This window comes from Rhodococcus sp. 05-2255-3B1, from assembly GCF_002258545.1.
GTDB lineage: Bacteria > Actinomycetota > Actinomycetes > Mycobacteriales > Mycobacteriaceae > Rhodococcoides.
In genome coordinates this window covers 227,963-253,338 of sequence record NZ_NOZC01000003.1, presented here as the reverse complement: position 1 = coordinate 253,338, position 25,376 = coordinate 227,963, and the positions used below count along the sequence as shown (strand labels likewise).

Genomic DNA, 25,376 nt, shown 5'->3' with positions numbered 1-25,376 from the left:
GATGCCGTGACACGGTCACGGTCGTCGGCCTGAAGCGCCTGGATGGCTTCCGATGGCGACGCCGCGCACACTATCGTCGAGACGTATCCGCTTCCGATCCAGCCCTCGTACTGGGCAGGAATGAACATGTAATCCTCGAACAATCGCATACCACACGGTCTCATCTTGACGTTTTCAGACAATCCACATGGAGCTCCGCGTCTGTCCTGATCAAGCGGGGATGTGGACCTCTTGCGCACGATGAAGTGAAGTCGAGCGCGGCGAAGACAATCCCGGGTGGGGCTGTCGAATGTCCTTGCCACGCAGACGAGGAGTGCTGACGAGACTGGTCGAACGGGTACCTTGCACATGTCGCAGTCGGCTGCGGCTACCCGCATCGCAGATGCACTCGGGCGCAGTACGGCAACAGTTTCCGGTATGGCGAACCGAATATTTTCTTCGTCCTGCGGCTGCCAGTAGCGTGCCCAGTCCGTCACGGATCCGCACCATCGTCGATTGTCCGACCCATGCTGCATGATCGCCGTGAACCGCAACTGATGGTCAGTCGAAAGGAAGCTCTCCATGGCAGCCGAAACCGCCGTCCTGTCCGGTGTCACCGTCATCGTCTCTCACAAGACCCTGCCGAACCAACGCGACGCCGTCCGAGCCCTCTGGGAAAAGCACATGGCACCGGCCGTCCTCGACAACCCCGGACATCTCGCCTACTACTACGGTCTCGACGTCGACGATCCCGATGGCATCACAGCCTTCCAGCACTACCGCACCGCCGAAGACGCGCTCTCGTTTCTCCAGCAACCCGCCTACCGGGCGTACGAACGTGAAGTGGCACCGCTGTTGGCCGGCGCACCACAGGTGCGCAGCCTCGTCCCGACGTGGATCAAGTAGGTAAGTAGCGCCATGATCGTGATGGCGATCCGTGCACGCGGCCACCGCACTTGTTGCGGCGGAGCAGCGAATGCGGATTGGTGCGCAGCGCCGCATACTTGCTCGCGAGATGAAACTCCCACGGGTCACCTTCGCTTCGTTCGCCCTTGCCGGGGCGCTCGTCATGTCGGCTGCACCCGTCTCGGCGGCTCCCGTCGCTGCCGATTTCTACGGAGCGCCCGTCGTCGGCCTGGAGGCGTATGCACCCGGGTCCATCGTGCGCCGAGAACCAGTGCCGCAGCTCGACCTCCTGGGAGCACGCACCGAACGCATTCTGTATCGATCGGCCGATCCCCGCGATCGTGCGGTGGCGGTGTCGGGGCTTCTGGTGACACCGACTCGGGCGTGGGACGGTGCCGGACCCCGGCCCGTGATCGCCTATGCGCCAGGAAGTTACGGGGTTGCCGATCGTTGCTCGGGGTCGACCCAGCAGGGACTGACAACCACGATGCCGGCACTGCTCCCACTGCTGGCGCAGGGGTACCAGGTGGTCACGACGGACTACCAAGGGCTCGGAACCCCGGGTGAGTACGAGTTCCTGGGCCGGGTCGCCGGTGCCCGTGCACTGCTGGACGCGGCACGGGCCGCAGCACATGAGACCGGCGCGCCCGTCGTGCTCTACGGATACTCGGCGGGCGGCGTCGCATCGGCCGCCGCCGCAGAGCTCGCATCCACCTACGCGCCCGAGTTGTCCGTGGTCGGGGCCTTCGTCGGTGCCGCTCCGACCGATCCGGTGGTGCGCGTCGAAGGCCAGGACGGCTCCGCATGGGCCGCGACGATGCTGTACACGATCGACGGTCTGATCGGCGCACACCCCGACCTCGCCGACCGGATCCGCGCCCTCTTCAACGATCGCGGACGTGCGGCTCTCGATGCGGCACAGGACTTCTGTACCACCGACGCGCTCGCGTACGGACCGCTGCGATCCGAGGATCTGACTGCTGACGGCTCGTCCCTGGGAGAACTGATGACCGGGCCCGTGCTGGGGCCACTGACCGTGGCGAACACCGTCGGGTTCACCGCGCCCGTCGCGCCCGTGATGATCGTGCACGGCGTCCACGACGCGTCCGTCGAGATCGAGCAGAGCCGACTGCTCGCGCAGCGTTGGCGCGCCGCGGGTGCCGTGGACATCACCGTCCGCGAGTTCGATTTCGGAACCGAGCTCGTGCCGGAGTTCGACCACACGGCCACGAACGTCGCTGCCTACCCCGAGGTGATCGGGTGGATCGATCGACTTGTCGCGCGGGCGTGATGCGACGCGCAACAGGTGGTAAGTGACGTAGATCACCCGTGACCGATGTGCGCTTGCTCGCGTTCGATTCGACTCACTTTCGACAGCTACCAGGTGCAGGGCGTACCGGAAAGCCTGCTGCATCAGATAGCGGACCGACAGAACATGATCACCATTGGAAACGAGGCCACACCATGAGCAACCGCAGAAGTCTCTCCAGCCGACTCTTCGAGGGTCTCGGCCGCATCACATGGGGCTACGGCAAGCGAAAGCTGGAGGAACGGCGCGCACGCAAGCGCGGACAGCGATAAGCCGAACGGTGGGTGTCCGATTTCGGCACCCTCGGTCGGTACGGTGCAGGGATGGACGGATTCGAGGTAGGCGACGGAGTCACACCGCTGATCGGGCCCATGGCAGGTATGTACGGAACCGTGGTCTGGTTCTACGAGGACAAGCAACAGTTGCTCGTTCGCTTCGGCGCTTCCCAGCAGATGTACTACGCGGCGGACGAGCTGAAGCGATGGGGTGAGTAGTCGCCGGCTCGACCCAGATCGGAATAATTGAATCTTCACCGATGCTGATGGAGTCGACCAACCCGAATCGAAAGGTCCCACCATGCATCTGGGCGTAGACAGCTTCGTCTCTTCCGTGACCGATCCGACCGACGGCCGGGTGATCGCTCCCGAGGAGCGAATGGGTCACCTGCTGGAAGAGATCGCCCTCGCGGATCAGGTCGGGCTCTACTCGTTCGGCATCGGCGAGCATCACCGCAGCGAGTACTACGATTCGGCTCCGTCGATCATTCTTGCCGCGGCAGCCGCGCGCACCGAGAACATCCGACTCGGTAGCGCAGTCAAGGTGCTCAGCGCAGACGATCCGGTACGGGTGTTCCAGGAGTTCGCCACCCTGGATCTGATCTCCAAGGGCCGGATCGACCTGGTCGTGGGACGTGGATCCTTCACCGAATCGTTCCCGCTGTTCGGCCTCGACCTGGCCGATTACGACTCGCTCTTCGCCGAGAAGCTCGACCTCCTGCTGCAGATCCGCGACAACGTCGAGGTCACCTGGTCCGGTCGGCACCGCCCGGCGCTGACCCGCCAGGGTATCTACCCGCGTCCGCTGCAGGATCCGTTGCCGATCTGGGTCGGCGTCGGTGGAACGCCTGAATCCTTCGCTCGCGCAGGGCTTCTCGGGCTCCCTCTGATGATTGCCATCATCGGCGGAGAACCTCGACAGTTCGCCCCGCTCGTCGATCTGTACCGTCGCGCCGGAGCGCAGGCGGGCCACCCGCCGGAGCAGCTGAAGGTGGGCCTGCACGTGTTCGGCTTCGTCGCCGAGACCACGACGGCCGCAGCCGACACCATCTACCCCGGCTGGAACGAGATGTTCACCAAGATCTCTCGGGAACGTGGATTCGCTCGGCCCAGCCGGCAGCAGTTCGATGCCACCTCCGGTCCCAACGGTGCGTTCTTCATGGGAGATCCGAAGACGGTGGCCGACAAGATCCTGAGAGTGAGCGATCAACTGGGAGGTGTGGACCGGCTGTCGTTGCAGATGACCAATCCGCGACTGGCGCACAGTGACCTGTTGCGCGGGATCGAACTCCTCGGCACCGAGGTCGCTCCTCTGGTTGCAGGTAGTTAGCGCTGCGCTGGCGGCTCGGTCAGTTCGAGGCCCATTCCATTTCGTCGACGCCTGCGACAGGCGTCAGAAGAGAACGGATCTCGGCCGAGTACATGGTGCGTTTGATCTCGCCCAGGACGTCACCGCGGGTGCCGGCCAACTCGGCTGCGCGCGCGATGGCGTCCTCGCGCACCCGCTCCTGCGTCGAGACCGCGTCGACCAGGCCGAGCGCCATGGCGTCGCCACCGCCGTACCGGCGGCCGGTCGTCAGAGCCTCGTGGAACGCATGTGGAGCCAACCTGGCACGCACCATGTCGACGGTTCCCGGGCTGTACGTCGCACCGATGTTCACGCCGGGGAAGCAGAGAAATCCGCGATCGGATCGCATGATCCGGTAGTCGTGCGCCATCACGAAGAACGCGGCACCACCGTAGGTGTGTCCCTGCATTGCCGCGACGGTTTGCATCGGAAATGTCAGGAAGCGCACCAACATCTCCTGCACCGTCCCGATGAATCGGTTGATCTGGTCGAGGTTCTCGGCACCCCAGGACAGATCGACTCCCGTGGAGAAGAACTTTCCCGTCGCCGTCGTGACCAGCGCAGCAGGACCCGTTCCGGTCTCGATTTCGTCCAAAAGCGCGTTGATCTCGGCAACCCAGTTCGGGCTGATGCGGTTCTCGGTATCGTCCACACCTCGACTGCCGAGGTTCAGCACGAATACGTCGTCGAATCGTTCCAGGTATGGCATATCCCGAACGTACCCATTTTCTGTTGTTCTAGCTCACAACGAGGGAAGCGTCCGTGTTTGCCCGGGGGCGAAGCGGGTAGCTGTACGAGCACTATCGACGGAACGGAGGGCCGGTATGCCGACCAACGACGATCAACCACAGCTCAAGGACCAGGATCTCTACGAGAAATTGCGCGAGGACGGAAACTCGAAGGAGAAAGCCGCCCGCATCTCGAATGCCGCAGCGAAGAAGGGGCGAGACCAGGTCGGCAAGAAGGGCGGAGAATCCGGATCCTACGAGGACTGGACGGTCGACGAATTGACCGACCGAGCCAGGGAATTGGGTCTCGAGGGCTACTCGAAGCTGAACAAGGAAGAGCTCATCGACGCGCTACGCAGTCACTGATTCACTGCGGGCGAAGCGACGCGTAGTACTCCTGCAGCGACGGGTAGTAGTCGTCGAAACTCGGCAGCGGGGCGTCGTCCCTGGATGCGACGAGCATATCCAGGTAGTACTCCCAGCCGGGACCGATGTCGCCCAGACCGTCCGTGCTCTCGCAACTGTGCACCAGAACGACGACCGTCGAGCCGTCCCTGTCGTCGAGGCGAACCTCGAGCGGCCACTGCATCACGTCGAGCGTTCGCACGGCCAGCCGGCCGGGCGGCTCGCACGCTTCGATCGCCATGTCCGATGCAGGCTCGCCCTCCTCGAACCGCATCGTGACGCGAACGGTGTTCTCCGAGATGCGCTCCCACGGCCCGAACCACCTTGCCGTTCGCGACGATTCGGTGATGCTGGCCCACACGTCCTCGCGCGGAGCGGCGATGGTCCTGGTCAGCTCGAGAGCGAAGCCGGTGTCGGTGCTGCGCAGCGTGCCCGTGGGCGTCGGTTCCATCGACTGATTATGCGACTGCGGTGTCGCTGCCGTCGAGCACCATCATCATTGCGGTCGCGCGGGCACGGTGTTCGATCGAATCGACCGGGTACCCCACTGCTTCGGAGACCTTCGCAAGTCGGTGCGCCACGCTGCTGTGGTGCAGGTGCGTTCGGTCTGCTGTCGCCCGAAGGCTTCCGGATCCCAGGTACGCGCGAAGCGTGCCGAGCAACTCCCGGCCGTGAGGCGTGGCGCGCAGTTCGTTCGCGCGCACGAGGTCGGGAACGTCGTTGAGTGTCAACGAACTTCCCCTGTCCAGCAGGTTCAGCGCACCGAGCCGATCGGCGATCACGACGGGTCGGTACTCACTTGCCTGCGCCAGGGCGAATCGAGCATTCCCGAGGTGTCGATGGATATCGTCGGCGCGCAGGGCAAGGGAGACACCCAGATGGGAGCAGCCGACCGGCGGTGCGGACGGTTCGTTCGTCAGGAGGTAGAGGACGTGGTCGTCGACCGTGATCGGTACCGACCGACCGGCCGTCGGCGAGGCAGGTCCCGGCGGGGAGTCCGCGGCTGACATGGCCACTCTCACTCGGTCGGTCGGTTCGATGTGCAAGGCGGTCAGCGAGCTCAGCAGTGCGATGTCGTCCACAGGGAACAACACCGAACGGGTGTGTTCGGCAGCGGACGGACTGTGCCGTGGTACCAGAATGACGGCTGCGGTCAGGGCCATTCGATCGACGAGCATGTCGTCGAGAGCGAGCGCGGGTCCTGCGCGCTCGATCCACACCGAGCCCATCACGACGTCGTCGACGACAACGTCTTTGGCTGCCGACCGCTCGCCCGCGGCCTGAGTCAGCCAGCGGCCCTTCGGATCGCACCGCGCACGCTGGCGGTGTCCGCCGGACGTGCCGACGACGTCGATTCCGACCACGCAATCGGCGAGAGCAGCGCTGGCGCGGAGCATCGCGGTGGTGTCGGCGCCATGTCTGATCAGTGCGTCGAAATAGTCGATCACGCGCACCAGACCCGCGGAGTCGGCATCGAGCTCCGCGAGCCGGTACATCAGTCCTTGCATGAAGCGACGCTACGAGGCGGGTACGCGAAGGCGCAAGCCCCTACGCAGGGCGTCCAACGCTTCCGCATGTCCGCGCTTGCTCACCTCTGCTGTCGCCAGTAGCGCGGATCCGTGGAAAGTGCCGGGGAACGAATGCAATTCGACGCTCACGCCTGCCTGCAGCAACCGGACCGCGTAGTCGATGCCCTCGTCACGAAGCGGATCGAGCTCCATGGTCGAGACGTACGTCGGTGGGAGTCCGGCCAGATCGGTGGCACGAGCGGGAGCGGCGTAGATCGAGACGTTCGGGTCGTCCGGTCCGCTGTACGACTCGCCCAGGTAGTACTGCCACGACAGAATCGCGTTGGGCCGGTGCCACATCGGTGTGTCGACGAATTCCGTCATCGACACGGTGTGCAGTCGGTCGTCGAGTTCGGGAATCTCGAGCAATTGGAACGCCACCGGCACCACGCCCTCGTCTCGAGCCCGCAGCACCGTTCCTGCCGCCAGGCCGCCACCGGCGCTCTGACCGCCCACCGCGATTCTGTCCGGGTCCACGCCCAGTTCGTCCGCATGAGAGTGGATGTACGCCAGCGCCGCGTAGCAGTCGTCGAGCGGCCCGGGGAACGGCGTCTCGGGGGCGAGCCGGTACTCGACGTTGGCTACTGCGAAACCGAGTTCACGGACGACGTCCACGCAGTAGGGATCGCTGGACGCGGCTGTCCCGATGGCGAATCCGCCGCCGTGGATCCACACCAGCACGGGCAACGGTCCGTCGACGTGCTCCGGTGTGAAGAATCGAACGACGACGTCCGGTGCACCGTCGAGTCCAGGGACGGCGAGCTCGCGCAGGGAAACTCCGTCCATGGACAGGTCGGCGAGCATGGCGTCGACAAGTGCGGTGAAGGTCGATCGTGCTGCGGGAAGGTCGCCGAAATCGACACTCGGAAGCATCGTGACGGCAGCGGCGAGTTCGGGGTCGAGAGTGGGGAAATTGGTCATGAACCCATAGTCGGCACAATTGTGTCCTGTGTCACTTGTCGTATGGAGGAAGTGCAAGCGGTGCCGTCCGACGGGTGTCGGACGCCCGCCGTCGATCAACTCGGGGTGTAGAGCCTCTCGACCAAGCCGAGGGTCCACAGCGCGGTCAGCGGACCCCCGTCGTTGGTGAACTTGTCCGTCCGGACGATGCGGTCGCCGCGAACAGCCGGTAATCCGGTCCAGAGCGGGTTGGCGTTCATTGCCTGCAAGTCCTCTTCGGACGTGATGGCGGCAATCATTGCCACTGCGTCGGATGCGGCGGTGACGTTCTCAGGTCCGTACTCGATCTCCGGAGCGGCTGCGCTCCACGCGGAGCCGAAGCGGGCTCCCACATCCTCGAGCGCGATCGACGTCACCCGGTCACGTCCTATCGAGATCCCTCCTTCCTCCGATGTACTGATCGGCAGGACGGTGGTGTCGGCGATGGCATCGGCGTACTGCGTCGTGAGTTCGTCTACGCGAGTAGTGTATTCGTCGACAACTGCTCGGGCTCGGGCCTGCAGATTCAGTGCCGCGCCGATCGTTGCCACGTCCTGCTGCCAGCTGACTCCGGTTCCGGTGGAGCCCACCGGCAACACCGGCGCGATAGCACTCAACTGGTCGTAGATTTCTTCGATCACCTCGTCGCGGCCGATGATCAGGTCGGGATCGACGCGTGCGACGGCCTCGAGGTCGACGGTGTTTCGCGGATACAGCTCGGGCACTCCGTCTGCGAGCAGCATCCTGGTGGGCTCGGTCAGCGGGCCGGGAATTTCAGGTGGAGCCTCGGTTTCCACCGGCATCCCGACGATGGGTAGGTCGAACGCCAGGGCGATGTCCAGGTCGCGTCGTCCGTCGATCACGACGACCGACTCGATTCGATCCGGTACCTCGACGGTGCCGAACTGCGTGGTGACCGAATGGGTCGCCGAGTCCGACGTCGCCGGTTCGGTGTCGACACCGCAGGACGAGAGCAGGGATGCAACAAGGACCGCGCCGAGGACGACGTGCAAGCGGGGGAGTGTCTTCACAAATTAAGTAAACCAAACCTAAGTCGATGGTGAAGAGTCGGTCAATCGTCGTACTCGACTCGCACCGACACCGGGTCGGTCTGGAGCGCTCGGAAGCCCGCGCCGATGAGGCGTCCGAGCACCGGATTGTTCGAGAAGGATCGCGCTCGGAGCGCGACGTCGTCGTCGGGAACGAACGTTGCTGTGCCGGTACGCCATCGGCTGCCCACACGAATTCTGATTCTGGGTTCGTCGGTGATGTTGGCTCCCCAACCGGATCGGGTTCCGTGCTGGGAGATCAGCCAGGCTCCGGTCTCGTCGAACACTGCCGACACCGGTACCTGCCTGCGCAGGCCGGACTTGCGGCCGACGGTCTCGATATCGGTGACCAGGGAGGTTCGGACGCCGATCGACGTGAGTCCGTTGACGACCGGATTCGCGATGTGCTTGCCGATCCAGCGCTCGCGGCGAAACTTCGTCGCGGCAGCAGATGTCTCGACCCGAGCGGAGCCCCGGCGATTGCGGAACGCGTCCCAGCCGTTGCGCTGCATCATCGTAGCCGCAGTCTTCCATGCCGGACGGCTCGAATTCGGTTGCCGCCCAGCACCGATGAGCTGTAACTGGTCGGTGTGCCACTGCAGATCGAGAGCGCCGTTGATCTGCTTGAACGCACTGGATTTCGACGGGACGCGCAGAGCCACGCGCGGCGATTCGACCCGGTCGAGAGTGCCGTCGACCAGAGAGTTCGCGACGGCAGGGGTGAGGGCGGTCGGACGGCCGAGGCCCACCATGTCGCACTCACCCGATTGCACTGCCGCATTCATCACCGAGCGGGTACGGAAGCCGCCGGTGACCGCCAGTGGCACGCTTGCGGCCGCGTCTCGCACCGTCCGCGCGTACTCCAGGAAGTACGCCTCGCGATCGCGGGTGCTCGCGGTGCCCATCATCGCCGGTGATTCGTAACTGCCACCGCTGATTTCGATGAGATCTATGGATTCCCGAACGAGATGCTCGACGGTGATGCGTGATTCTTCCTCGCTGAACCCGCCGCGTTGGAAGTCCGCCGAATTCAGCTTGATTCCCACTGCGAAACTCGGCGACACCGCCGCTCTGATTGCGCGGACGACTTCGAGCACGAATCGCATCCGTCCGTCGAGGTCGCCGCCCCAGGCGTCGTCGCGTCGATTGGACAGTGGCGACAGGAACTGCGACACCAGGTAGCCGTGCGCCCCGTGGATCTGGACGCCGTCGAAGCCGGCCGTCTCGGCCACAGCCGCCGCGGTGGCGAATCGACCGATGATGTCGTGGATCTCGTTCTCGCTCAACGCCCGAGGTGCCGGAATCCCCGGAATGTTGGGTGCGATGGCAGATGGCGCAACGGGCTTGGTGCGGGTGACGAGCGGATTGGCCTGTCGACCGGGGTGATTGAGCTGCATCCAGATGGGTGCACCGCCGTCGGACGTCGCTTTCGCCCAGCGGGCCAGCGCATCGCGGTCGCGGTCGTCTTCGATGACGACATTGCCCGGTTCGCCGAGATGGGACCGGTCGACCATCACGTTGCCGGTCACCACCAGGCCGTAGCCGCCGGCACCCCACCGGCGGTACAGCGTTTCGAGGCGCGAGTCCGGGCCGTGCTCGGCGGTGGACAGTCCTTCGCTGAGAGCTGCCTTCATCACGCGATTCGGCAGGATCTGCCCGCAGGCGAGGGTGAGCGGGCTGCTCAGGTCGATCACGTCGGTGTCAGGGGACATGGCGTTGCTCCGGTTCCTGGACTGCGGCTCCAGCTATGATGGACAACATAGCTACAGAGGGACTGTAGATGTAACGAGTCGTCACGTCAATCATTGTGGCGTCCTCGGGAGGGGTTGGGATGGCGAATCGAAGCAGTGCTCGGGACGACATGTTGCGCAGCGCCGCACACCTGTTTCGTCGACGCGGTGTGGAGGCGACCTCGCTGGCGGACGTCATCGATCACGCGGGCGCACCGCGCGGCTCGATCTATCACCACTTTCCGGGCGGCAAACCTCAGTTGGTGGAAGAGGCGACCCGTACTGCGGGCGCCGCGATGAGCGCCATGATCTCGGCCGGCCTGGCTTCGGCCGGTCCGTCTGCGACCGTGCGGGCGATTCTGGACGGATTCCGCGGCGAACTGCTGGCCACGGACTTCGTGGCGGGCTGTCCTGTCGCGCCTGCTGCGCTCGACGGGTTGCATGCGCCGCAGGCGGTGGCCGCGGCAGGTGAGTCCTTCTCGTCCTGGGAGGACGTGATCGCGGCGTCGCTGTGGCAGCGCGGATTGACTCGCGAGCGATCGTACTCGTTGGCGACATTCGCGATCGCCGCCATCGAAGGTGCGCTGATCATGGCCAAGGCGCAGCGCTCCACGGCGGCGTTGGATCGGACCGAGGGGGAGCTGTCGGCCCTGCTGGAGGCGGTACTGGAGGCGTCGGCCGGCCGCTGACGTCGGTCAGGATGGGCGGCCGGTATTGCTATAACTGACAGTTACAGCTAACTTTCCTTCAATAACTATGCCGATCGTCATAGTGGAAGGAAATCAGATGTCGTCTCCCACCACCTCCCGTCATCTGGCGGATGTGCCGCAATTTCGTCGGCGATACCTCGCGCTGATCGTCATCTGCGCGGCCGAGCTGCTCGTCGTGCTGGACAACACCGTCGTCAACGTCGCCCTGCCCTCGATGGGGCTGCAGCTGCGTGCCGAGATGAGCGGATTGCAGTGGGTGGTCGACGCCTACACCTTGACGTTCGCTGGATTGCTGTTGGCGTTCGGGCACCTCGGCGATCGCTACGGCCGCAAGAAGGTCATGATTTTCGGACTGACAGGTATCGCGGTGATGTCGGTGGGCGGTGCCGTGGCCGCCGATCTCGGACAGGTGATCGCGGCCCGAGCAGCTATGGGTGTGTGTGCGGCCGCGGTGTTTCCGGCGACCCTTGCCCTGATCATCAACATCTTCACCGACGCCAAGGAGCGAGCGCTGGCCATCGCGGCCTGGACTGCCATGGCCGGGTTCGCCATCGCCATCGGCCCGACGGCGGGCGGATTCCTGCTCGAGCATTTCTCGTGGCACTCGGTGTTCTGGATCAATGTCCCTGTGGCACTGCTCGTTCTGGTGGCTGCGCTGGCTTGCGTGCCGGAGTCGAAAGCAGAGCACGTCGGTAAGTACGATCCTCTGGGCATCGCGCTGTCGTTGGCGGGCATCACGGTGTTGGTCTGGGCGATCATCGAAGCGCCACACAACGGTTGGTTGTCTGCTACGAGCATCGGAGCCTACCTGGCAGGATCGGCTGCCATCGTCGCATTCGTCTGGTGGGAGCTGCGAACACCGTCTCCGGTGCTGGATCTGAACCTGTTTCGGAACCGGCGATTCTCACTGCCCGCCTTGGCAATTGCCGTGGCGTACTTCAGTATGTTCGGCTTCCTGTTCATGATCACCCAGTATTTCCAGGGTGTGATGCAGTTGACCCCACTGCAGTTCGGTGTCCACTCGCTGCCCTTCGCGATATCCATCGCAATCGGTGCGCCGCTGGCGACGATCATCGCCCAACGCATCGGAACCACGGCCGTGATCGTCTTCGGTTTGGTGGTGATGAGCATCGGCATGTTCATCGCAGGGCAGGTGAAGGTCGAAACGCCCTATCTGGGGCCGGTTCTCGTCTCGATGGTTCTGATGGGCCTCGGCTTGGCGATCGTGCAGGGCCCTGCCACCGAGTCGATCATGTCCTCGGTGACGCTCGACGAGGCAGGTGCAGGATCCGCGGTGAACGACACCACCCGCGAGATCGGCGGAACTCTCGGAGTTGCCGTGCTCGGGTCGATCCTCGCATCGGTCTACACCGCACAGGTGAGTCCGAAGATCGATGCGATTCCCGACGCGATCATGGAGCCGTATCAGAAGGCGTTCGCTCGCGAGACCGTCGTCAGCGTCATCGAGATCGTGAAAGCACCCACGAACCCGATCTTTGCGACGCAGAAGGCCGACCTGATCCACGCGATGAAGGCGGCCTCGTTGGAGGGCTTCCAGCTCGCGTCGTTTGTCACCGTCGCGGCTGCCATGACGTGCGCGATCGCTGTTGCGCTGTTCCTGCCGTGGCGACGCCCCGAGGGGAGCGGTGTGCTTCTGGCGTGGCGTGAATCCAAGGACGCCGACGGGGTCAGTTGAACGGCGTTCCGCCGGTGACGGCGATGGTCTCGCCGGTGATGTAGCTCGACTCGTTCGATGCCAGGAACACATAGGACGGAGCCAACTCCGCGGGCTGGCCCGGGCGTCCGAGCGGTACGGTCTCACCGAACTTCTCGTACTTCTCGGCCGGCATCGTCGCGGGAATGAGCGGCGTCCAGATCGGTCCGGGTGCGACAGCATTGACACGGATGCCACGCTCTGCAAGATCGCCGGCGAGGCCTTTGGTGAAGGCCACGATTCCTGCCTTGGTCGTCGCGTAGTCCAGCAGTTCCGGAGAGGGATTCGATGCCTGAATCGAGGTCGTGTTGATGATCGTCGATCCTGCGTCCATGATTTCGGCAGCGCGTTTGGAGATCCAGAACAAGGCGTACAGGTTGGTCTTGAGTACCCGATCGAACTGCTCGGTGGTGATATCGGCGATGCCGCCCATCTGAGCCATTTGGAAAGCGGCGTTGTTGACGACGATGTCGAGCCCGCCGAGGACCTGGGAGGCGGTGTCGACCAGCTGCACGCACTGGGACTCGTCGGTGAGATCGCAGGCGATGGCTCTACCGGCGCGCCCCGCTCCCTCGATGAGGTCGACAGTGGTCTGCGCGTCCGGACCTTCGGATTCGAGGTGTGCGATGACCACGTCGGCACCCTCGCGTGCGAATGCAAGTGCAACAGCACGGCCGATGCCCGAGTCACCGCCGGTGATCAGTGCCTTGCGACCGTGCAGTCGATCCGATCCACGGTAGGTATTCTCGCCGTGATCGGGAGTGGAGACCATGTCGCGGGTCAGTCCCGGGTGCTCGAGGCGACCTTGCTCGGCCCGGTTGGGCATCGAAAATGCGGTGGTCGGGTCGGACTTGCTGAACTGGTCGGACATTGTCGATCCTTGCCTCGGTGTGCGTGAAATGCTCCACGCGGCAAGTCGAACGAGCCGCTTCGGTTCAGTGGAGACGACTCACGGCCGCAGCCCTTTGTGAGTCCATGTCAGCCCAGGGTCACCGAAACGACGAACTGGTAAACCTCGACAGGTCAGGCTGCGCGAGGATCGTCGACGATCGTCGCCAAACCCAGCGCGTCGAGGACCATGCGTGCGGGCCGCGTCGGAGCGAAGATCTCGAGGCGGTCTGCCGCGCGAGCGGCAGCGTCGATGATCACGCTCGCTGCGCCCGAGTACATGAACGACACCGCCGACAAGTCCAGCAGCACAACCGATTCGCCGCGCAGCGCCTCGTCGAGTTCCCCAGCCAAGCTGGAGCGCGATGTCAAATCGAGTTCGCCGCCGGCACGAACCACCGTCAGGCGAGGCGAGTAGGACTCGATACCGATCGAGAAGCGAGCATCGGCGGTCTCGGCGGTTGCGAAGCGGGAATCGAAGTGGTCGGTGACAGTCACGGTGCGAACCTCTCAGTTCGGATGGCCTAACGACCGACATGCGCTGGGTGGAACCCGAGGGCTACAGGTTCCGTTGCATGCCGTGCAGTAATCCTGACAGCGCAACGTCACCGAATCGAAGACTGGTCATCACAGATCGATAGCTAGTCGGTAACGAAGAGGTAACGGCAGATGTGACGGCGCTGAGCATCGTTCAGGGCAGTGTGTGGCCTGCCGTCCGGAACAGGCGGTACCACTCCTGCCTGGTCAGGCGTAGATCGGAACCTCCGGCGGCCTCGACGACTCGATCGGGGTTCGTGGTGCCGAGCACGACCTGGATGTCGGCCGGGTGCCGGGTGATCCAGGCCGTTGCCACTGCCGACGGGGTGGAGCCGTGTACGTCGGCGATCTCGTCGAGCGCCACGTTGAGTTCGGGGTAGTTCTCGCGGTCACCCACGAACACACCGGAGGACGTCCCGCTCTGGAACGGTGACCATGCCTGCAGGGTGATGCCGCGCGTTCTCGCGTAGTCCAGCAGACCGTTGTCGCGGTCGATCGACTGATCCTCGGTGCCCATGTTGGCGGTCAGCCCCGACGCGATCAACGGCGAGTGCACGATGCTCAGCTGTACTTGATCGAAGAGAATCGGTTGTTTCACAGCGGTTTTCAGCAACTCGATCTGGCCGGGTGTGTGATTGGAGACGCCGAAGCCCAGGACCTTGCCCGACTCGTGCAGGTGATCGAACGCTGCTGCGACCTCCTCCGGCCCGACGAGGGCGTCCGGTCGGTGCAGCAGAAGTGTGTCCAGGTGATCGACACCGAGGGCCGCGAGTGACGCCTCGACCGTGGTGACGATGTGTTCTTCGGAGAAGTCGAACCAGCCGTCGCGGATACCGACCTTGCTCTGAATGCTGATGGCCTCACGCTGCGACGGGGTCAGTGTCACCGCGTCGCCGAATCGCTTCTCGCACGTGTGCGGGGCACCGCCGTAGATATCCGCGTGATCGAACACCGTCACGCCCACATCGAGGGCAGTGTCCACCAACCTCCTGATCCGGGCGTCGTCCACGTCGGTGATGCGCATGAACCCCAGCACGATGCTCGAGACTTCTGTTCCGGTGTGGGGGAGGGGGAATGTACGCACCGTGAAATCTCCTGCTCGTCGACGAAGCGGTCCATGGAGTCTGTCAAAGTCCGCCGCGCGGTCGACACGGAAGGGCTTGTGCAAGGTATTGACAAGTTTGCGCAATATCTGCAATCGTTGTGCTCAGCATCACAACGAACCCCCGAGGTGAACCATGGCACCAACGCTCACGCAGGTGGCACAGCAAGCAGGCGTATCCCTGTCGACGGCATCGCGCGCGTTCAGCAATCCCGACCGTATCGGTGCCGACACACTCGCCCGGATCATCGCGGTCGCCGACGACATCGGCTACGTCGCCGCCTCGGGTCGATCGTCGGACACTCGCATTGCGGCGACCACCGTCGCGGTCGTGGTACCCGACATCGGCCACACCGTCTTCGCAAGCTTCGTCAAGTCTGCCCAGGCCCAGGGCTGGCATCGCAGGCAGACCATCGTCCTGACCGACACCGACGGAAGCGCCGACCGTGAGCGTGAGGTGATCGGGGAGTTGCAGGGGCGAGTCGACGCATTGATCGTCTGTGCGCCGCGCCTGCCCGCAGAGGACATCGTTCAGTTGGCAGGCGACACCCCGCTCGTGCTCGTCAACCGGTCCTCGGACGAATGTGATTGTGTCGTCGCCGATTCGGAGGACGGAATTCGGCAAGCCGTGGACTACCTGGCAGCTCTGGGGCACTCGCACCTCGCGTACGTCCAGGGATCGCCACAATCCTGGTCCAACGCCCGACGTGTCGACGCCGTCGAACAGTTCTGTGCCGCAAGAGGAATCGTGCTGGACGTGCTGGGCTGGCAGCAGGAAACCCTTGCGGGTGGTCACGCCGCCGCCGCCAGCGTCGTCGCGACGGGGGCCACCGCGGTCATGACCCACAACGATCCCATGGCCATCGGAGTCATGAACGGAGTCCGGTCGATGGGCCTGGCGGTTCCCGAGGATCTCAGCGTCGTCGGCATCGACGACTCACCTCTTGCCGAACTGGCGCATCCTGCTCTGACGAGCATCAGCGTGCCGATGGGTCGCGCCGGTCTCGTCAGCTCCGACCTGGTCTTCCAACGCGCAGCCGAGCCCGATTCGTCCGCGCGCACCATCCATCTCCCCACCCAACTCGTGGTCCGTGCCTCGTCCGGCCCCGTCCACACACGCACTCTCGTTCCGGGAAAGGACGAATCGAAGTGAAGGTCGTCATCGCAGATTCGAACCTGCTGCCCCATCGCGCCCGATTCGAGGATCGGATTTCCTCCGACGTCGCCCTGTCGTGGCACGAGAACTTCGACGTCGATGCGATTGCCGCCGACGTCGCCGACGCGACCGTGTACGTCGGCGGAAAGTTCCCGGCCGCGCTGGCCGAAGCATCGCCCAAGCTGCGGTTGGTGCACGTCGCCGGAGCCGGCACCGACGGCGTGGCCTTCGATGCCCTGAGCCCGCAGACACTGGTGGCCAACACCTTTCACCACGAGCGGTCGATCGCGGAGTACGTTGCCGCCACCGCGGTTGTGCTACGCCGCCGATTCCTCGAACAGGACCGGCAACTGCGGGAAGGCCGATGGGCGTCGCCGGTCTACGACCGGACGCTTCGGCAGTCCAGCTCACTGGGTTCGGCGACCGTCGGATTCGTGGGCTTCGGCCACATCGGCGCGCAGTCCTGGGCACTGCTGCGCGCATTCGGCTGCACCGGTATCGCGGTCACGGGCAGCGGTTCGGTCGACGCCGCTGAGAACGGATTGACCTGGGCTGCCTCGACGGACCGCCTCTCCGACCTGATGACCGAGGCCGACGTCGTGGTGGTATCCGCACCACTGAACGAGCGCACCACCGGAATGATCGGCTCCACGGAACTTGCGGCCCTGGGGGCCGAGGGGGTCCTGATCAACGTCGGACGCGGACCACTCGTCCAACAGGATGCGCTGTTCGAGGCGTTGTCGACCGGTTCGCTCGGGGGAGCCGCCATCGACGTCTGGTACGACTACCCGTCGGCGGACGGTGTCGGTGCACCATCGCCGCATCCGTTCCACACGTTGCCGAACATCCTGATGACACCCCACTCGTCCGGCATCACCGGCGAAACCTTCGAAGGCCGAGTCGACGACATCACCGCCAACATCGGTCGACTCGCAGCGCACGAACCACTGATCAATATCGTTGCCGGCAAGAACTTCATGGCAGAGGCAGTGATCTCGTGACCGACAGGATCATCGCTGCCGACGTGATCGTCTGCAGCCCCACCCGCAACTTCGTCACCCTCAAGGTGACCACCGCGGACGGCGTCGTGGGCTACGGCGACGCAACGTTGAACGGCCGGGAACTCGCGGTGGCGTCGTACCTACGCGATCACGTCGCGCCGTTGCTGATCGGCCGAGATCCGGCGCGCATCGAGGATACCTGGCAGTACCTCTACCGCGGTGTCTACTGGCGACGCGGACCGGTGACGATGGCCGCGATCGGGGCAGTCGACCTCGCACTGTGGGACATCAAGGGAAAATCGCTGGGGCAACCGGTCTTCCAACTTCTGGGTGGAGCCGTCCGGGATCGCATCCTCTCGTACACTCATGCCACCGGATGGGACACCGCGGAACTGATCGACTCGGTCGACCGGCGTCGGGCACAGGGCTTTCGCGCCGTGCGCGCTCAGTCCGGAGTCCCCGGGCTCGAGTCGGTGTACGGCGTGCACCGAGGGGCGCAGGGATACGAACCTGCTGGGCGCGGTGCATTTCCGGTCGAGGAAGTGTGGGATACCGACGCCTACCTCAACCATGTCCCCGGTGTGCTGGCAGCGGTGCGCGAGCACACCGGGTCCGACCTGAAGCTGCTGCACGACGCGCACCACCGGCTGACTCCGCAACAGGCTGCGCGGCTGGGCAAGTCGCTCGAGGACGTCGATCTGTTCTGGCTCGAGGACGTCACCACCGCCGAGGACCAGAGCGCCCTGCGGCTGGTGCGCCAACACACCACGACTCCGCTCGCCATCGGTGAAGTGTTCAATACCATCTGGGACTGCCAGCAGCTGATCTCCGAGAAGCTGATCGACTTCATTCGCGTCGCCATCGCGCACGCCGGCGGCATCAGTCATGTGCGCAAGATCTTCTCGCTCGCCGAGGTGCACCAGGTTCGCTGCGGACCCCATGGACCGTCCGACGTCTCGCCGATCACCCTCGCCGCGAGTGTGCACCTGGGCATGGCGACGCCCAACTTCGGAATTCAGGAATTCATGGGCTACGACCCGCTGGTCGACGAAGTGTTCCCACACGCATGGTCGTTCGCAGACGGCTATCTCACCCCGGGTGATGCGCCTGGCCTCGGCGTGGACATGGACGAATCGTTGGCGGCGAGCTATCCGTACGAACCCGCGTATCTACCGGTTGCGCGTCGCCTCGACGGTTCCATGACGGATTGGTGACGAGATGAGTGAAGCGAGACTGTCCCGTTCGGCACTCGCCGGCTCGGGGCTCGCCCCCACGCGGCCGGACGGAACCGGAATCGTGCACCTGGGACTGGGGAACTTCCACCGCGCACACCAGGCCGTGTACACCGCGGCCGCGCTGGCGCAGGACGGCGGACGCTGGGGAATTCTGGGTGTGGCCAACAGATCTCGGGCGATCACGGATGCCATGCTCGCGCAGGACCTGCTCTACGGGGTCGTAGAGATCTCTCCGTCCGGCTCGCGCGTGAGTGTGCCGGGAGCGCATACCGGAGTCATGGTTGCCGCGCACGACCCCGCGGCCGTCGTCCGAGCCATTGCCGACCCGGACGTCAGGATCGTCACGATCACCGTCACCGAGCTCGGCTACACGTTCTCGCCCCTGACCGGTGAACTGAATCTCGAATCGACTGCAGTGCAGCAGGATCTGGCCCGGCCGGACACGCCGACGACGACCGTGGGACAGCTCGCGCGAGCGTTGTCGGTGCGGGCTCGAAGTCACGGAACTCCGATCACGGTGGCCAGCTGCGACAACCTGCTGGGTAACGGGGACCGCACGGCGGCTCTCGTGCGCCAGTTCCTCACCCGCTGCGGTGCCGACGACGTGATCGATTGGTTGGCGACGTCGGTGACGTTCCCCAACTCCATGGTCGATCGCATCGTCCCGTCGAGCAGCGAGTCGTACGACGCAGAGTCCACTGCCCGATTGGGTGCAGTGGACACCATCGCCGTCCCGGCCGAGCCGTTCACTATGTGGGTGATGGAGGACAACTTCGTCGCAGGTCGTCCGCTTTGGGAGGCAGGCGGTGCCGTATTCGCTCGGCACGTCGAACCCTACGAGCTGATGAAGGTGCGGCTGCTCAACGGAACGCACTCTCTCATTGCTTATCTCGGCGCTCTGGACGGTCGCGCGACCATCCCGGATTCGATCGGACGGCCGTTCGTCGAGGCCGCGGCGCGAGCGGTACTCGTCGACGAATACCTCCCCACCGTGCCCGTTCCGGACGACGTGGACATCGAGGACTACATCGCTCAGCTGTTCGTACGGTGGTCCAATTCCGCTCTGGGCCACAGAACGGCACAGGTCGGTTCCGACGGCTCGGCGAAGCTGGCGCAGAGAATCCCGACCCCCGTGCTGTATCACCTACGCAACGGCGTTGTACCGCAACATCTATCGTTGACCCTGGCCGCGTATCTCTGCTGCGTGTGCCCTCCCGAAGGTTTCGATCCCGGCCCGCACGCACGTGCGATGGCCGACCCAGCACGTGCGCGATTGGCAGGACTTGCCGCCTCGGCAGCGTCCAGTGAAGATGTCGTTCGATCGGTTCTCGAACGTGGCGACATCCTTCCCGTCGAACTGGCCGAATATCCCGAATTCATCACACGCACAGCGGATTTGATGAATACTGTTGTCCGTCATGGTCCGATGGCAGCAGCCGTCGAAGCGGGGAGTTCTTCGCTCCGCCCTGTCGTCACAGCATCCCGGACCACACTCGACTGACTCCTTCCTTCCTTCCTTCCTTCTTCCTTCGTTCGGCTCAGGCCGTAACTTCACCCGAGGACAACCATGGACACGACCACAGAACCGTCGGATTCTCCGAGAATCGCTCCGGCCAAGCATGATCCGACCGCGGTACGACGCGCGGCGTGGGCCGGCCTCATCGGCACCACGCTCGAACAGTACGATTTCGTCATCTACGGCACGGCATCTGCGCTGATCTTCAACAAACTGTTCTTTCCCAACATCTCTCCGGCCGCGGGCATCATCGCCAGTTTCAGCGCGTACGCCGTCGGGTTCCTTGCTCGTCCGCTGGGTGGGCTGTTCTTCTCTCGCTACGGTGACCGCCTCGGTCGCAAATGGGTGCTCGTGGCGACCCTGATGCTGATGGGAGGAGCGACGATGGCCATCGGGCTGCTGCCGACATTCGAACAGGTTGGCCTACTTGCCCCGGTGTTGCTGGTACTGTGTCGGTTCTTCCAAGGCTTCGGAGCGGGAGCCGAACAGTCCGGTGGCGCAACACTTCTCACCGAGACTGCGGAAATCGGCAAACGTGGCCGATTGGCTGCCCTCGTCATGACCGGAGCGGCACTCGGCACCGCGCTCGGAGCCATCGCCTGGATTCTGGCCCAGTTGCTCCCCGATGACCAACTGATGTCCTGGGGCTGGCGAATGGTGTTTCTCAGCAGCATTCTGGTCACCGTTGCCGCGTTCATCATCAGGCGCAAGCTCAACGAGTCTCCGGTCTTCCAGGAGCTCAAGGCGGCCCAGGAGCGCCCGAAGGCACCGGTGAAGGAAGTGTTCGCCAACGGAAAGCGGCCGCTGTTCATCGTCATGTTCATGACCGTCGGCATCAGTGCACAGTCCTACACGTACCAGGTGTTCATGGCCTCGTACATGAAGAACGACGTCGGCGTGGACCCCACGTTCATCCCGAAGGTGTTGCTGATCGGAGCTATCTGTGGCGGCATCGCGGCCTGGGGCTTCGGATGGCTCTCGGACAAGGTGGGTCGCAAGCCGGTGTACATCGGCATCGTCGGCCTGCTCGTCGTTCTGCCGGTCCCGACCTTCATGGCGCTGAACACCGGCTCGCACACGTTGATCACCCTGGTGATGATCATCGGATTCATCCTGGCATGCCAGGGAGCAGTCGGCGTCACGATGAGCTACTTCCCGGAGATGTTCGGAGCCCGATACCGTTACGCCGGGGTGACATTGGGTCGCGAGTTCGCCTCGGTGTTCGGCGGCGGCATCGCTCCGCTGCTGTGCGCGGCTCTGATCACCGCGTTCTCCGGCTCCTGGGTTCCCGTCGCCGTGTACATGATGATCATGGCGATCTCGGTACTCGTGGCCGCGTCGTTCGCTCCGGAAACCCGCGACAGAGACCTGACCGATCCGGCCAACGCCACCGATCCTGTACTCGTCAAGGCTTGATCTGCAGTGTCGGTACTGACCTTCGGCGAAACCATGGCTTTGACCACCGCCCAGGACCCCGGTCCACTCGCACACGTCTCGACGATGCGGCTGGGTATCGGAGGAGCCGAGACGAATTTCGCAATAGCACTGCGGCGGTTGGGAGTTCCGGTCACCTGGGTGGGCCGAGTGGGTTCGGACAGCCTGGGTGACCGGGTGGCCAGGGAACTGCACGCCGAACGACTCGACGCACACGTCGTTCGAGACCCCGATGCACCCACCGGCCTGATGGTGAAGGAACGCCGTACTTCCACTTCGACTCGGGTCTGGTACTACCGAGCGGGGAGTGCAGGCTCCCGCTTCCGTATCGGTGACATCCCGGAGACACTCTGGGACGGAGTCAGGGCGCTGCACGTCACGGGAATCACCCCGGCGTTGTCGGATACGGCGTGCAAAGCGACGCTGTTCTACGTCGAGCGAGCCCGCGAGCGCGGCATCGCGGTGTCTTTCGACCTGAACTATCGCCGGGCACTGTGGACGAGAACCGAAGCGGCACCGGTGTATCGGCAGATCATCGAGCAGGCCGACATCGTGTTCGCCGGTACCGAGGAGGCAGCCATCGCCGTCGGTGACGGCACTGCCTCCGAGTTGGCGGAACGTTTGTGCGAGCTCGGCACGGACGAGGCCGTCATCAAGCTCGGCGACCGCGGTGCACTGGTACGGGCCCGAGGCACCGAATACGTCTGCACTGCAGTGCCGGTGGACGTGGTCGACTCGGTCGGCGCAGGGGACGGTTTCGTGGCCGGCTATCTGTCCGAACGGCTCGTCGATGCACCGATCGACCAGCGGCTGCGAACGGCGACGACCGTGGGTGCCTTCGCGTGCACGGTCCCCGGCGACTGGGAGGGCATGCCGCGCCGAGACGAGCTCGACCTGCTCACCTCGGAGGAGGCTGTCACCCGATGAACGAGAACGGACGGACGAGTACCACCATGACCGAAGTACCGCGCATTCCCGAGAAGACCGTCGCCCTGGTCGCCCATGCCGCCGACGATCTGCGTCTCGACACCGTCGCTGTGACACCCGCGGCACCGGACGAGGCAATCATCGCCATCGCCTACGGCGGGATCTGCGGATCGGATCTGCACTACTGGCAGCACGGTGCTGCGGGTCAGTCGGTGTTGAAAGCGCCGATGCGGTTGGGCCACGAGGCGTCGGGAACGGTGGTTCGTCGTGCCGAGGACAGCAGCGGTCCTGCCGAAGGCACCCCGGTGACCGTCCATCCGGCCACGCCCGGCGGAACGGGCGCGAAATACCCGGCCGATCGCCCCAACCTGTCGCCCGGCTGTCGGTACATGGGCAGCGCGGCACAGGTACCGCACAACGACGGGCTGTTCATCGGACACGTCGCCGTCCCGACGCGAATGCTCCGAGCCCTGCCGGCAGGACTCGATCTGAGAATCGCGGCGCTGGCAGAGCCCGCGAGCGTGGCCTGGCACGCTGTCGAACGCGCCGGAACCGTTCGGGGCGCAACTGTCCTCGTCGTCGGTACCGGTCCGATCGGTGCCCTCATCGTGGCGGTGGCCGCGCGGGCGGGTGCGGCGAACATCGTCGCGGTCGACCTGCAGGATTACTCGCTCGAAGTGGCACGTGCACTCGGTGCGCACCGGACGATCGATGCTCGCGACGGCGTGGCGATCGCCTCCGTCGAGGCAGACGTCACGTTCGAGTGCTCAGGTAATCACCGCGGTCTGGCGTCGGCGATCAACGGCACCATGCGCGGCGGACGCGTCGTGATGGTGGGGCTACCCCCGGCCGGTGATCAGCCGGTTCCGGTGTCGTTGGCGATCACGCGTGAGATCGACCTCGTCGGTTCCTTCCGTTTCAACGACGAGATGGACGACGTCATCGAGGCATTGGCCGACGGTTCCCTCGACGTCGGAGCGGTCGTCACGGCCGAATATCCCGTCACCGAGGCGCTCGACGCATTCGCGCTGGCGGCGGATGCATCGCGTTCGAGCAAGGTCCTGCTGACGTTCTGATCGAACAGAGCTCGACTACTCGAACTCGAGTCGCATGGATTGACTCGTCATCTGCAAGATGAGCACGAAGCCGGTGAGAGTCACCACGATCGGTGCCCACAGGACGACGGCGACGAACGTGTCGACAGCTCTGTCCACCACGATGTACACCGCGACGATGGAGGTAGCCAGCACACACAGCGCTATGTGTGCGGCCAGCCTCCATTTGTCGAAGAGGAAACCGGCCAGCATGCCGAGGGGTATGAGAAACGTGCACTTTCCGAGTGTCACCTCGGGCTCGAAGTCCGCGGTGATGGTGGCCCCGAAAATCGCGATATCGGCGATGACGACGAACGCGAAGGCCTGCCGGAGCGTCGGCCATGGACCGAACCACCAGAATGCGCCCATGATGTACGCGGCGATCATGCACGTCCACTGCACTATCGACGGGATCGGGGTGGTGGCACCGTAACCGAATGCCATCTCGAGGGTCACCACGACGGCCATGGCCAGACTCGCAGCCGAGACGACCCGTTTGACCCCCGTGGTCAGCGCGAGGGAGGCCATTACTCCGACACCCCAGTGATAGTGCTCGTTCGGCCGGTACGAAGCGCGTGTCACGTGTGTCCCCTTCCGTCGACCGCTTCAGGATTCAATCACACGCGACCGTAACGAGGATCATGTTTCTGCACTTCACCAGCTGATGCGTCCAGCGATCGAAGCGGCGTTCAGCCGATCAGCCGGTGTAACAGTTCGGGAAGCGTTTCGCCGATGTCGTGGCGACTGGCCACGCGGTAGCGAGCGCTGTCACCGAGTCGGCGCCGTCGATCCGCGTCAGCGATGACAGTCGAGATCGCCTCGGCCAGAGCCGCGGAGTCACCGGGTTCGACCAGTACCCCCGCGCCGTCGGAGAGAAATTCGTGGGTACCGCCGTGATCCGTTCCGATCACCGGCAGCCCGTGAGACATTGCCTCGAGTACCGACAACGGACCGGCCTCCGGGGACGTACTGGCCGAAATCACGACATCCCACCTGCGGAGTGCGGACTCTGCATCGGTGTGCCCGAGAAACTCCACCCTGCCGGCGAGGTCCGATTCGGCGGCACGTTCGTGGAGCTCCGATACGTAGTCGCGATCGCCGGGAAAGCTTCCGCCGGCCAACTCGACTCGGATGTCGGGGAGTGTGGCGACGGCATCGAGGAGAACTCGGTGCCCCTTCCAGGGTGTCAGCAACGCCAACATGCCGACCACCGGTGGGGTGTGAAGTTCGCCGCCGAAACGGGTCACCGGCCACGGCACTCCGTTGTGTGCCACCACCACCGGAAGGCCTGCCGCGCGGAGCGGAACGGCCGTTGCTTCCGAGACCGACACCGCGACCCGAATTGCCGGGCGGGAGAATCGAACCACCACGCGCTGCTTGAGAGAGTTCATGGTGTCGTGAACGAGCCAGGACGCACCGCGGGTCGGCCGGCACAATCGTGCGACCGGGAGCGCGAACAGGGAATTGACGACAGTTGTCGTGTCGGGTGCTCGCACGACGGAGCGCACTGCGCGTGCGGCACCGATCCACCTTACGAGCAGGCGCAGCGCGGCGATACCGCGTGCGGCACCGTGCTCACCCCCGAGCCCGAGTTCGTCGATCCGAATGTGCCGGGTTCCGCTCGGCAGGCGACGCGCCAATGGTCCAGCGGGGCAGGCGATCACAGTTCTGTGGCCGCGGCGCTCGGCCTCGTCGATCAAATTGAGCAGCACCTTCTCCGCACCGGAAACCTGTCCGGTGTGGGCCAGAAAGAGCACGGTCGACTCGTCGGTCATGTGTTGGCCCGTCTGTGTGGCAAGGGTGGTTCGCGAAAGCGAACTCGTGAC

General features: G+C 64.5%; 25 protein-coding genes. 14 read left to right on the top strand and 11 right to left on the bottom strand.

Going from position 1 to position 25,376, the window contains the following annotated elements:
* Positions 1-561: 561 nt before the first annotated feature.
* The 4 genes from CH249_RS01715 to CH249_RS01700 all read left to right on the top strand — a co-directional run bounded on the left by CH249_RS01715 (position 562) and on the right by CH249_RS01700 (position 3,799).
* Positions 562-885, top strand: a complete 324-nt coding sequence (locus CH249_RS01715; RefSeq protein WP_218828367.1) for a putative quinol monooxygenase — start codon at positions 562-564, stop codon at positions 883-885.
* A 70-nt stretch (positions 886-955) separates the two neighbouring features.
* Positions 956-2,176, top strand: coding sequence for a lipase family protein (locus CH249_RS01710; protein ID WP_143544345.1), 1,221 nt, complete (start codon positions 956-958; stop codon positions 2,174-2,176).
* A gap of 341 nt (positions 2,177-2,517) precedes the next feature.
* On the top strand, positions 2,518-2,688 hold the full coding sequence (locus CH249_RS27705; RefSeq protein ID WP_176459068.1) for a hypothetical protein: 171 nt from the start codon (positions 2,518-2,520) through the stop codon (positions 2,686-2,688).
* 82 nt (positions 2,689-2,770) lie between these two features.
* Positions 2,771-3,799 (top strand): LLM class flavin-dependent oxidoreductase, encoded by a 1,029-nt coding sequence (locus tag CH249_RS01700; RefSeq protein WP_032394649.1) that lies wholly within the window; start codon positions 2,771-2,773, stop codon positions 3,797-3,799.
* Between the two features lie 19 nt (positions 3,800-3,818).
* Here CH249_RS01700 and CH249_RS01695 read toward each other — a convergent pair whose 3' ends face one another.
* Entirely contained in the window at positions 3,819-4,526 is a 708-nt protein-coding gene (locus CH249_RS01695; protein ID WP_045194528.1) for an enoyl-CoA hydratase-related protein, read from the bottom strand.
* A gap of 115 nt (positions 4,527-4,641) precedes the next feature.
* Here CH249_RS01695 and CH249_RS01690 point away from each other — a divergent pair, with 115 nt between their 5' ends.
* Positions 4,642-4,911, top strand: coding sequence for a Rho termination factor N-terminal domain-containing protein (locus tag CH249_RS01690; RefSeq protein WP_032394647.1), 270 nt, complete (start codon positions 4,642-4,644; stop codon positions 4,909-4,911).
* Between the two features lies 1 nt (position 4,912).
* On the opposite strand, the gene CH249_RS01685 is transcribed toward CH249_RS01690, so the two are convergent.
* The 5 genes from CH249_RS01685 to CH249_RS01665 all read right to left on the bottom strand — a co-directional run bounded on the left by CH249_RS01685 (position 4,913) and on the right by CH249_RS01665 (position 10,218).
* On the bottom strand, positions 4,913-5,401 hold the full coding sequence (locus CH249_RS01685; protein WP_094647472.1) for an SRPBCC domain-containing protein: 489 nt from the start codon (positions 5,399-5,401) through the stop codon (positions 4,913-4,915).
* Positions 5,402-5,408: 7 nt separating this feature from the next.
* Complete coding sequence (locus CH249_RS01680; RefSeq protein ID WP_256988021.1) at positions 5,409-6,458, bottom strand: helix-turn-helix domain-containing protein; 1,050 nt, start codon at positions 6,456-6,458, stop codon at positions 5,409-5,411.
* A 9-nt stretch (positions 6,459-6,467) separates the two neighbouring features.
* Positions 6,468-7,439, bottom strand: coding sequence for an alpha/beta hydrolase (locus CH249_RS01675; RefSeq protein ID WP_094647474.1), 972 nt, complete (start codon positions 7,437-7,439; stop codon positions 6,468-6,470).
* Positions 7,440-7,534: 95 nt separating this feature from the next.
* Positions 7,535-8,488, bottom strand: a complete 954-nt coding sequence (locus CH249_RS01670) for an ABC transporter substrate-binding protein (protein ID WP_256988020.1) — start codon at positions 8,486-8,488, stop codon at positions 7,535-7,537.
* Between the two features lie 41 nt (positions 8,489-8,529).
* Entirely contained in the window at positions 8,530-10,218 is a 1,689-nt protein-coding gene (locus CH249_RS01665; RefSeq protein WP_094647476.1) for a nitroreductase family deazaflavin-dependent oxidoreductase, read from the bottom strand.
* 119 nt (positions 10,219-10,337) lie between these two features.
* On the opposite strand from CH249_RS01665, the gene CH249_RS01660 reads away from it, so the two are divergent.
* Together CH249_RS01660 and CH249_RS01655 are read left to right on the top strand one after the other, a co-directional pair.
* Positions 10,338-10,925 carry a TetR/AcrR family transcriptional regulator gene (locus tag CH249_RS01660; RefSeq protein WP_256981203.1) on the top strand — a complete coding sequence of 196 codons (588 nt, stop codon included), beginning with the start codon at positions 10,338-10,340 and terminating at the stop codon, positions 10,923-10,925.
* Positions 10,926-11,022: 97 nt separating this feature from the next.
* Entirely contained in the window at positions 11,023-12,642 is a 1,620-nt protein-coding gene (locus tag CH249_RS01655) for an MFS transporter (RefSeq protein ID WP_094647479.1), read from the top strand.
* Here CH249_RS01655 and CH249_RS01650 read toward each other — a convergent pair.
* From CH249_RS01650 to CH249_RS01640, 3 genes are all read right to left on the bottom strand, one after another.
* The gene (locus CH249_RS01650) at positions 12,635-13,531 is read right to left on the bottom strand and encodes a glucose 1-dehydrogenase (RefSeq protein ID WP_094682642.1); all 897 of its coding nucleotides are present in this window, start codon (positions 13,529-13,531) and stop codon (positions 12,635-12,637) included. The two genes, CH249_RS01655 and CH249_RS01650, sit on opposite strands and share 8 nt — an antisense overlap.
* Positions 13,532-13,683: 152 nt before the next feature.
* Entirely contained in the window at positions 13,684-14,046 is a 363-nt protein-coding gene (locus CH249_RS01645) for an STAS domain-containing protein (RefSeq protein ID WP_094631028.1), read from the bottom strand.
* A gap of 193 nt (positions 14,047-14,239) precedes the next feature.
* Positions 14,240-15,169 carry an aldo/keto reductase family oxidoreductase gene (locus tag CH249_RS01640; protein WP_094682641.1) on the bottom strand — a complete coding sequence of 310 codons (930 nt, stop codon included), beginning with the start codon at positions 15,167-15,169 and terminating at the stop codon, positions 14,240-14,242.
* A 154-nt stretch (positions 15,170-15,323) separates the two neighbouring features.
* Between CH249_RS01640 and CH249_RS01635 the strand changes: the two genes are divergently transcribed.
* The 7 genes from CH249_RS01635 (at position 15,324) to CH249_RS01605 (ending at position 23,532) form a co-directional block, all read left to right on the top strand.
* Positions 15,324-16,340, top strand: coding sequence for a LacI family DNA-binding transcriptional regulator (locus tag CH249_RS01635; protein WP_094682640.1), 1,017 nt, complete (start codon positions 15,324-15,326; stop codon positions 16,338-16,340).
* The gene (locus tag CH249_RS01630; protein ID WP_094682639.1) at positions 16,337-17,344 is read left to right on the top strand and encodes a 2-hydroxyacid dehydrogenase; all 1,008 of its coding nucleotides are present in this window, start codon (positions 16,337-16,339) and stop codon (positions 17,342-17,344) included. The genes CH249_RS01635 and CH249_RS01630 overlap by 4 nt, the downstream gene beginning before the upstream one ends.
* The gene (gene manD, locus CH249_RS01625; RefSeq protein ID WP_094682638.1) at positions 17,341-18,558 is read left to right on the top strand and encodes a D-mannonate dehydratase ManD; all 1,218 of its coding nucleotides are present in this window, start codon (positions 17,341-17,343) and stop codon (positions 18,556-18,558) included. Before CH249_RS01630 ends, manD begins: the two co-directional genes overlap by 4 nt.
* Before the next feature lie 4 nt (positions 18,559-18,562).
* A complete protein-coding gene (locus tag CH249_RS01620; protein ID WP_094682637.1) occupies positions 18,563-20,080 on the top strand; it encodes a mannitol dehydrogenase family protein in 1,518 nt (505 codons plus the stop codon).
* Between the two features lie 66 nt (positions 20,081-20,146).
* The gene (locus CH249_RS01615; protein ID WP_094682636.1) at positions 20,147-21,511 is read left to right on the top strand and encodes an MFS transporter; all 1,365 of its coding nucleotides are present in this window, start codon (positions 20,147-20,149) and stop codon (positions 21,509-21,511) included.
* A 6-nt stretch (positions 21,512-21,517) separates the two neighbouring features.
* A complete protein-coding gene (locus CH249_RS01610) occupies positions 21,518-22,456 on the top strand; it encodes a sugar kinase (RefSeq protein ID WP_094647493.1) in 939 nt (312 codons plus the stop codon).
* A gap of 26 nt (positions 22,457-22,482) precedes the next feature.
* On the top strand, positions 22,483-23,532 hold the full coding sequence (locus CH249_RS01605; protein ID WP_256981204.1) for an L-idonate 5-dehydrogenase: 1,050 nt from the start codon (positions 22,483-22,485) through the stop codon (positions 23,530-23,532).
* A 15-nt stretch (positions 23,533-23,547) separates the two neighbouring features.
* Here the strand turns inward: CH249_RS01605 and CH249_RS01600 are convergent, their stop codons facing one another.
* Positions 23,548-24,132 (bottom strand): giguanylate cyclase, encoded by a 585-nt coding sequence (locus tag CH249_RS01600; protein ID WP_179273100.1) that lies wholly within the window; start codon positions 24,130-24,132, stop codon positions 23,548-23,550.
* 107 nt (positions 24,133-24,239) lie between these two features.
* Positions 24,240-25,325: a glycosyltransferase family 4 protein gene (locus CH249_RS01595; protein WP_094682634.1), complete on the bottom strand. Its 1,086-nt coding sequence runs from the start codon at positions 25,323-25,325 to the stop codon at positions 24,240-24,242.
* Positions 25,326-25,376: the final 51 nt, after the last annotated feature.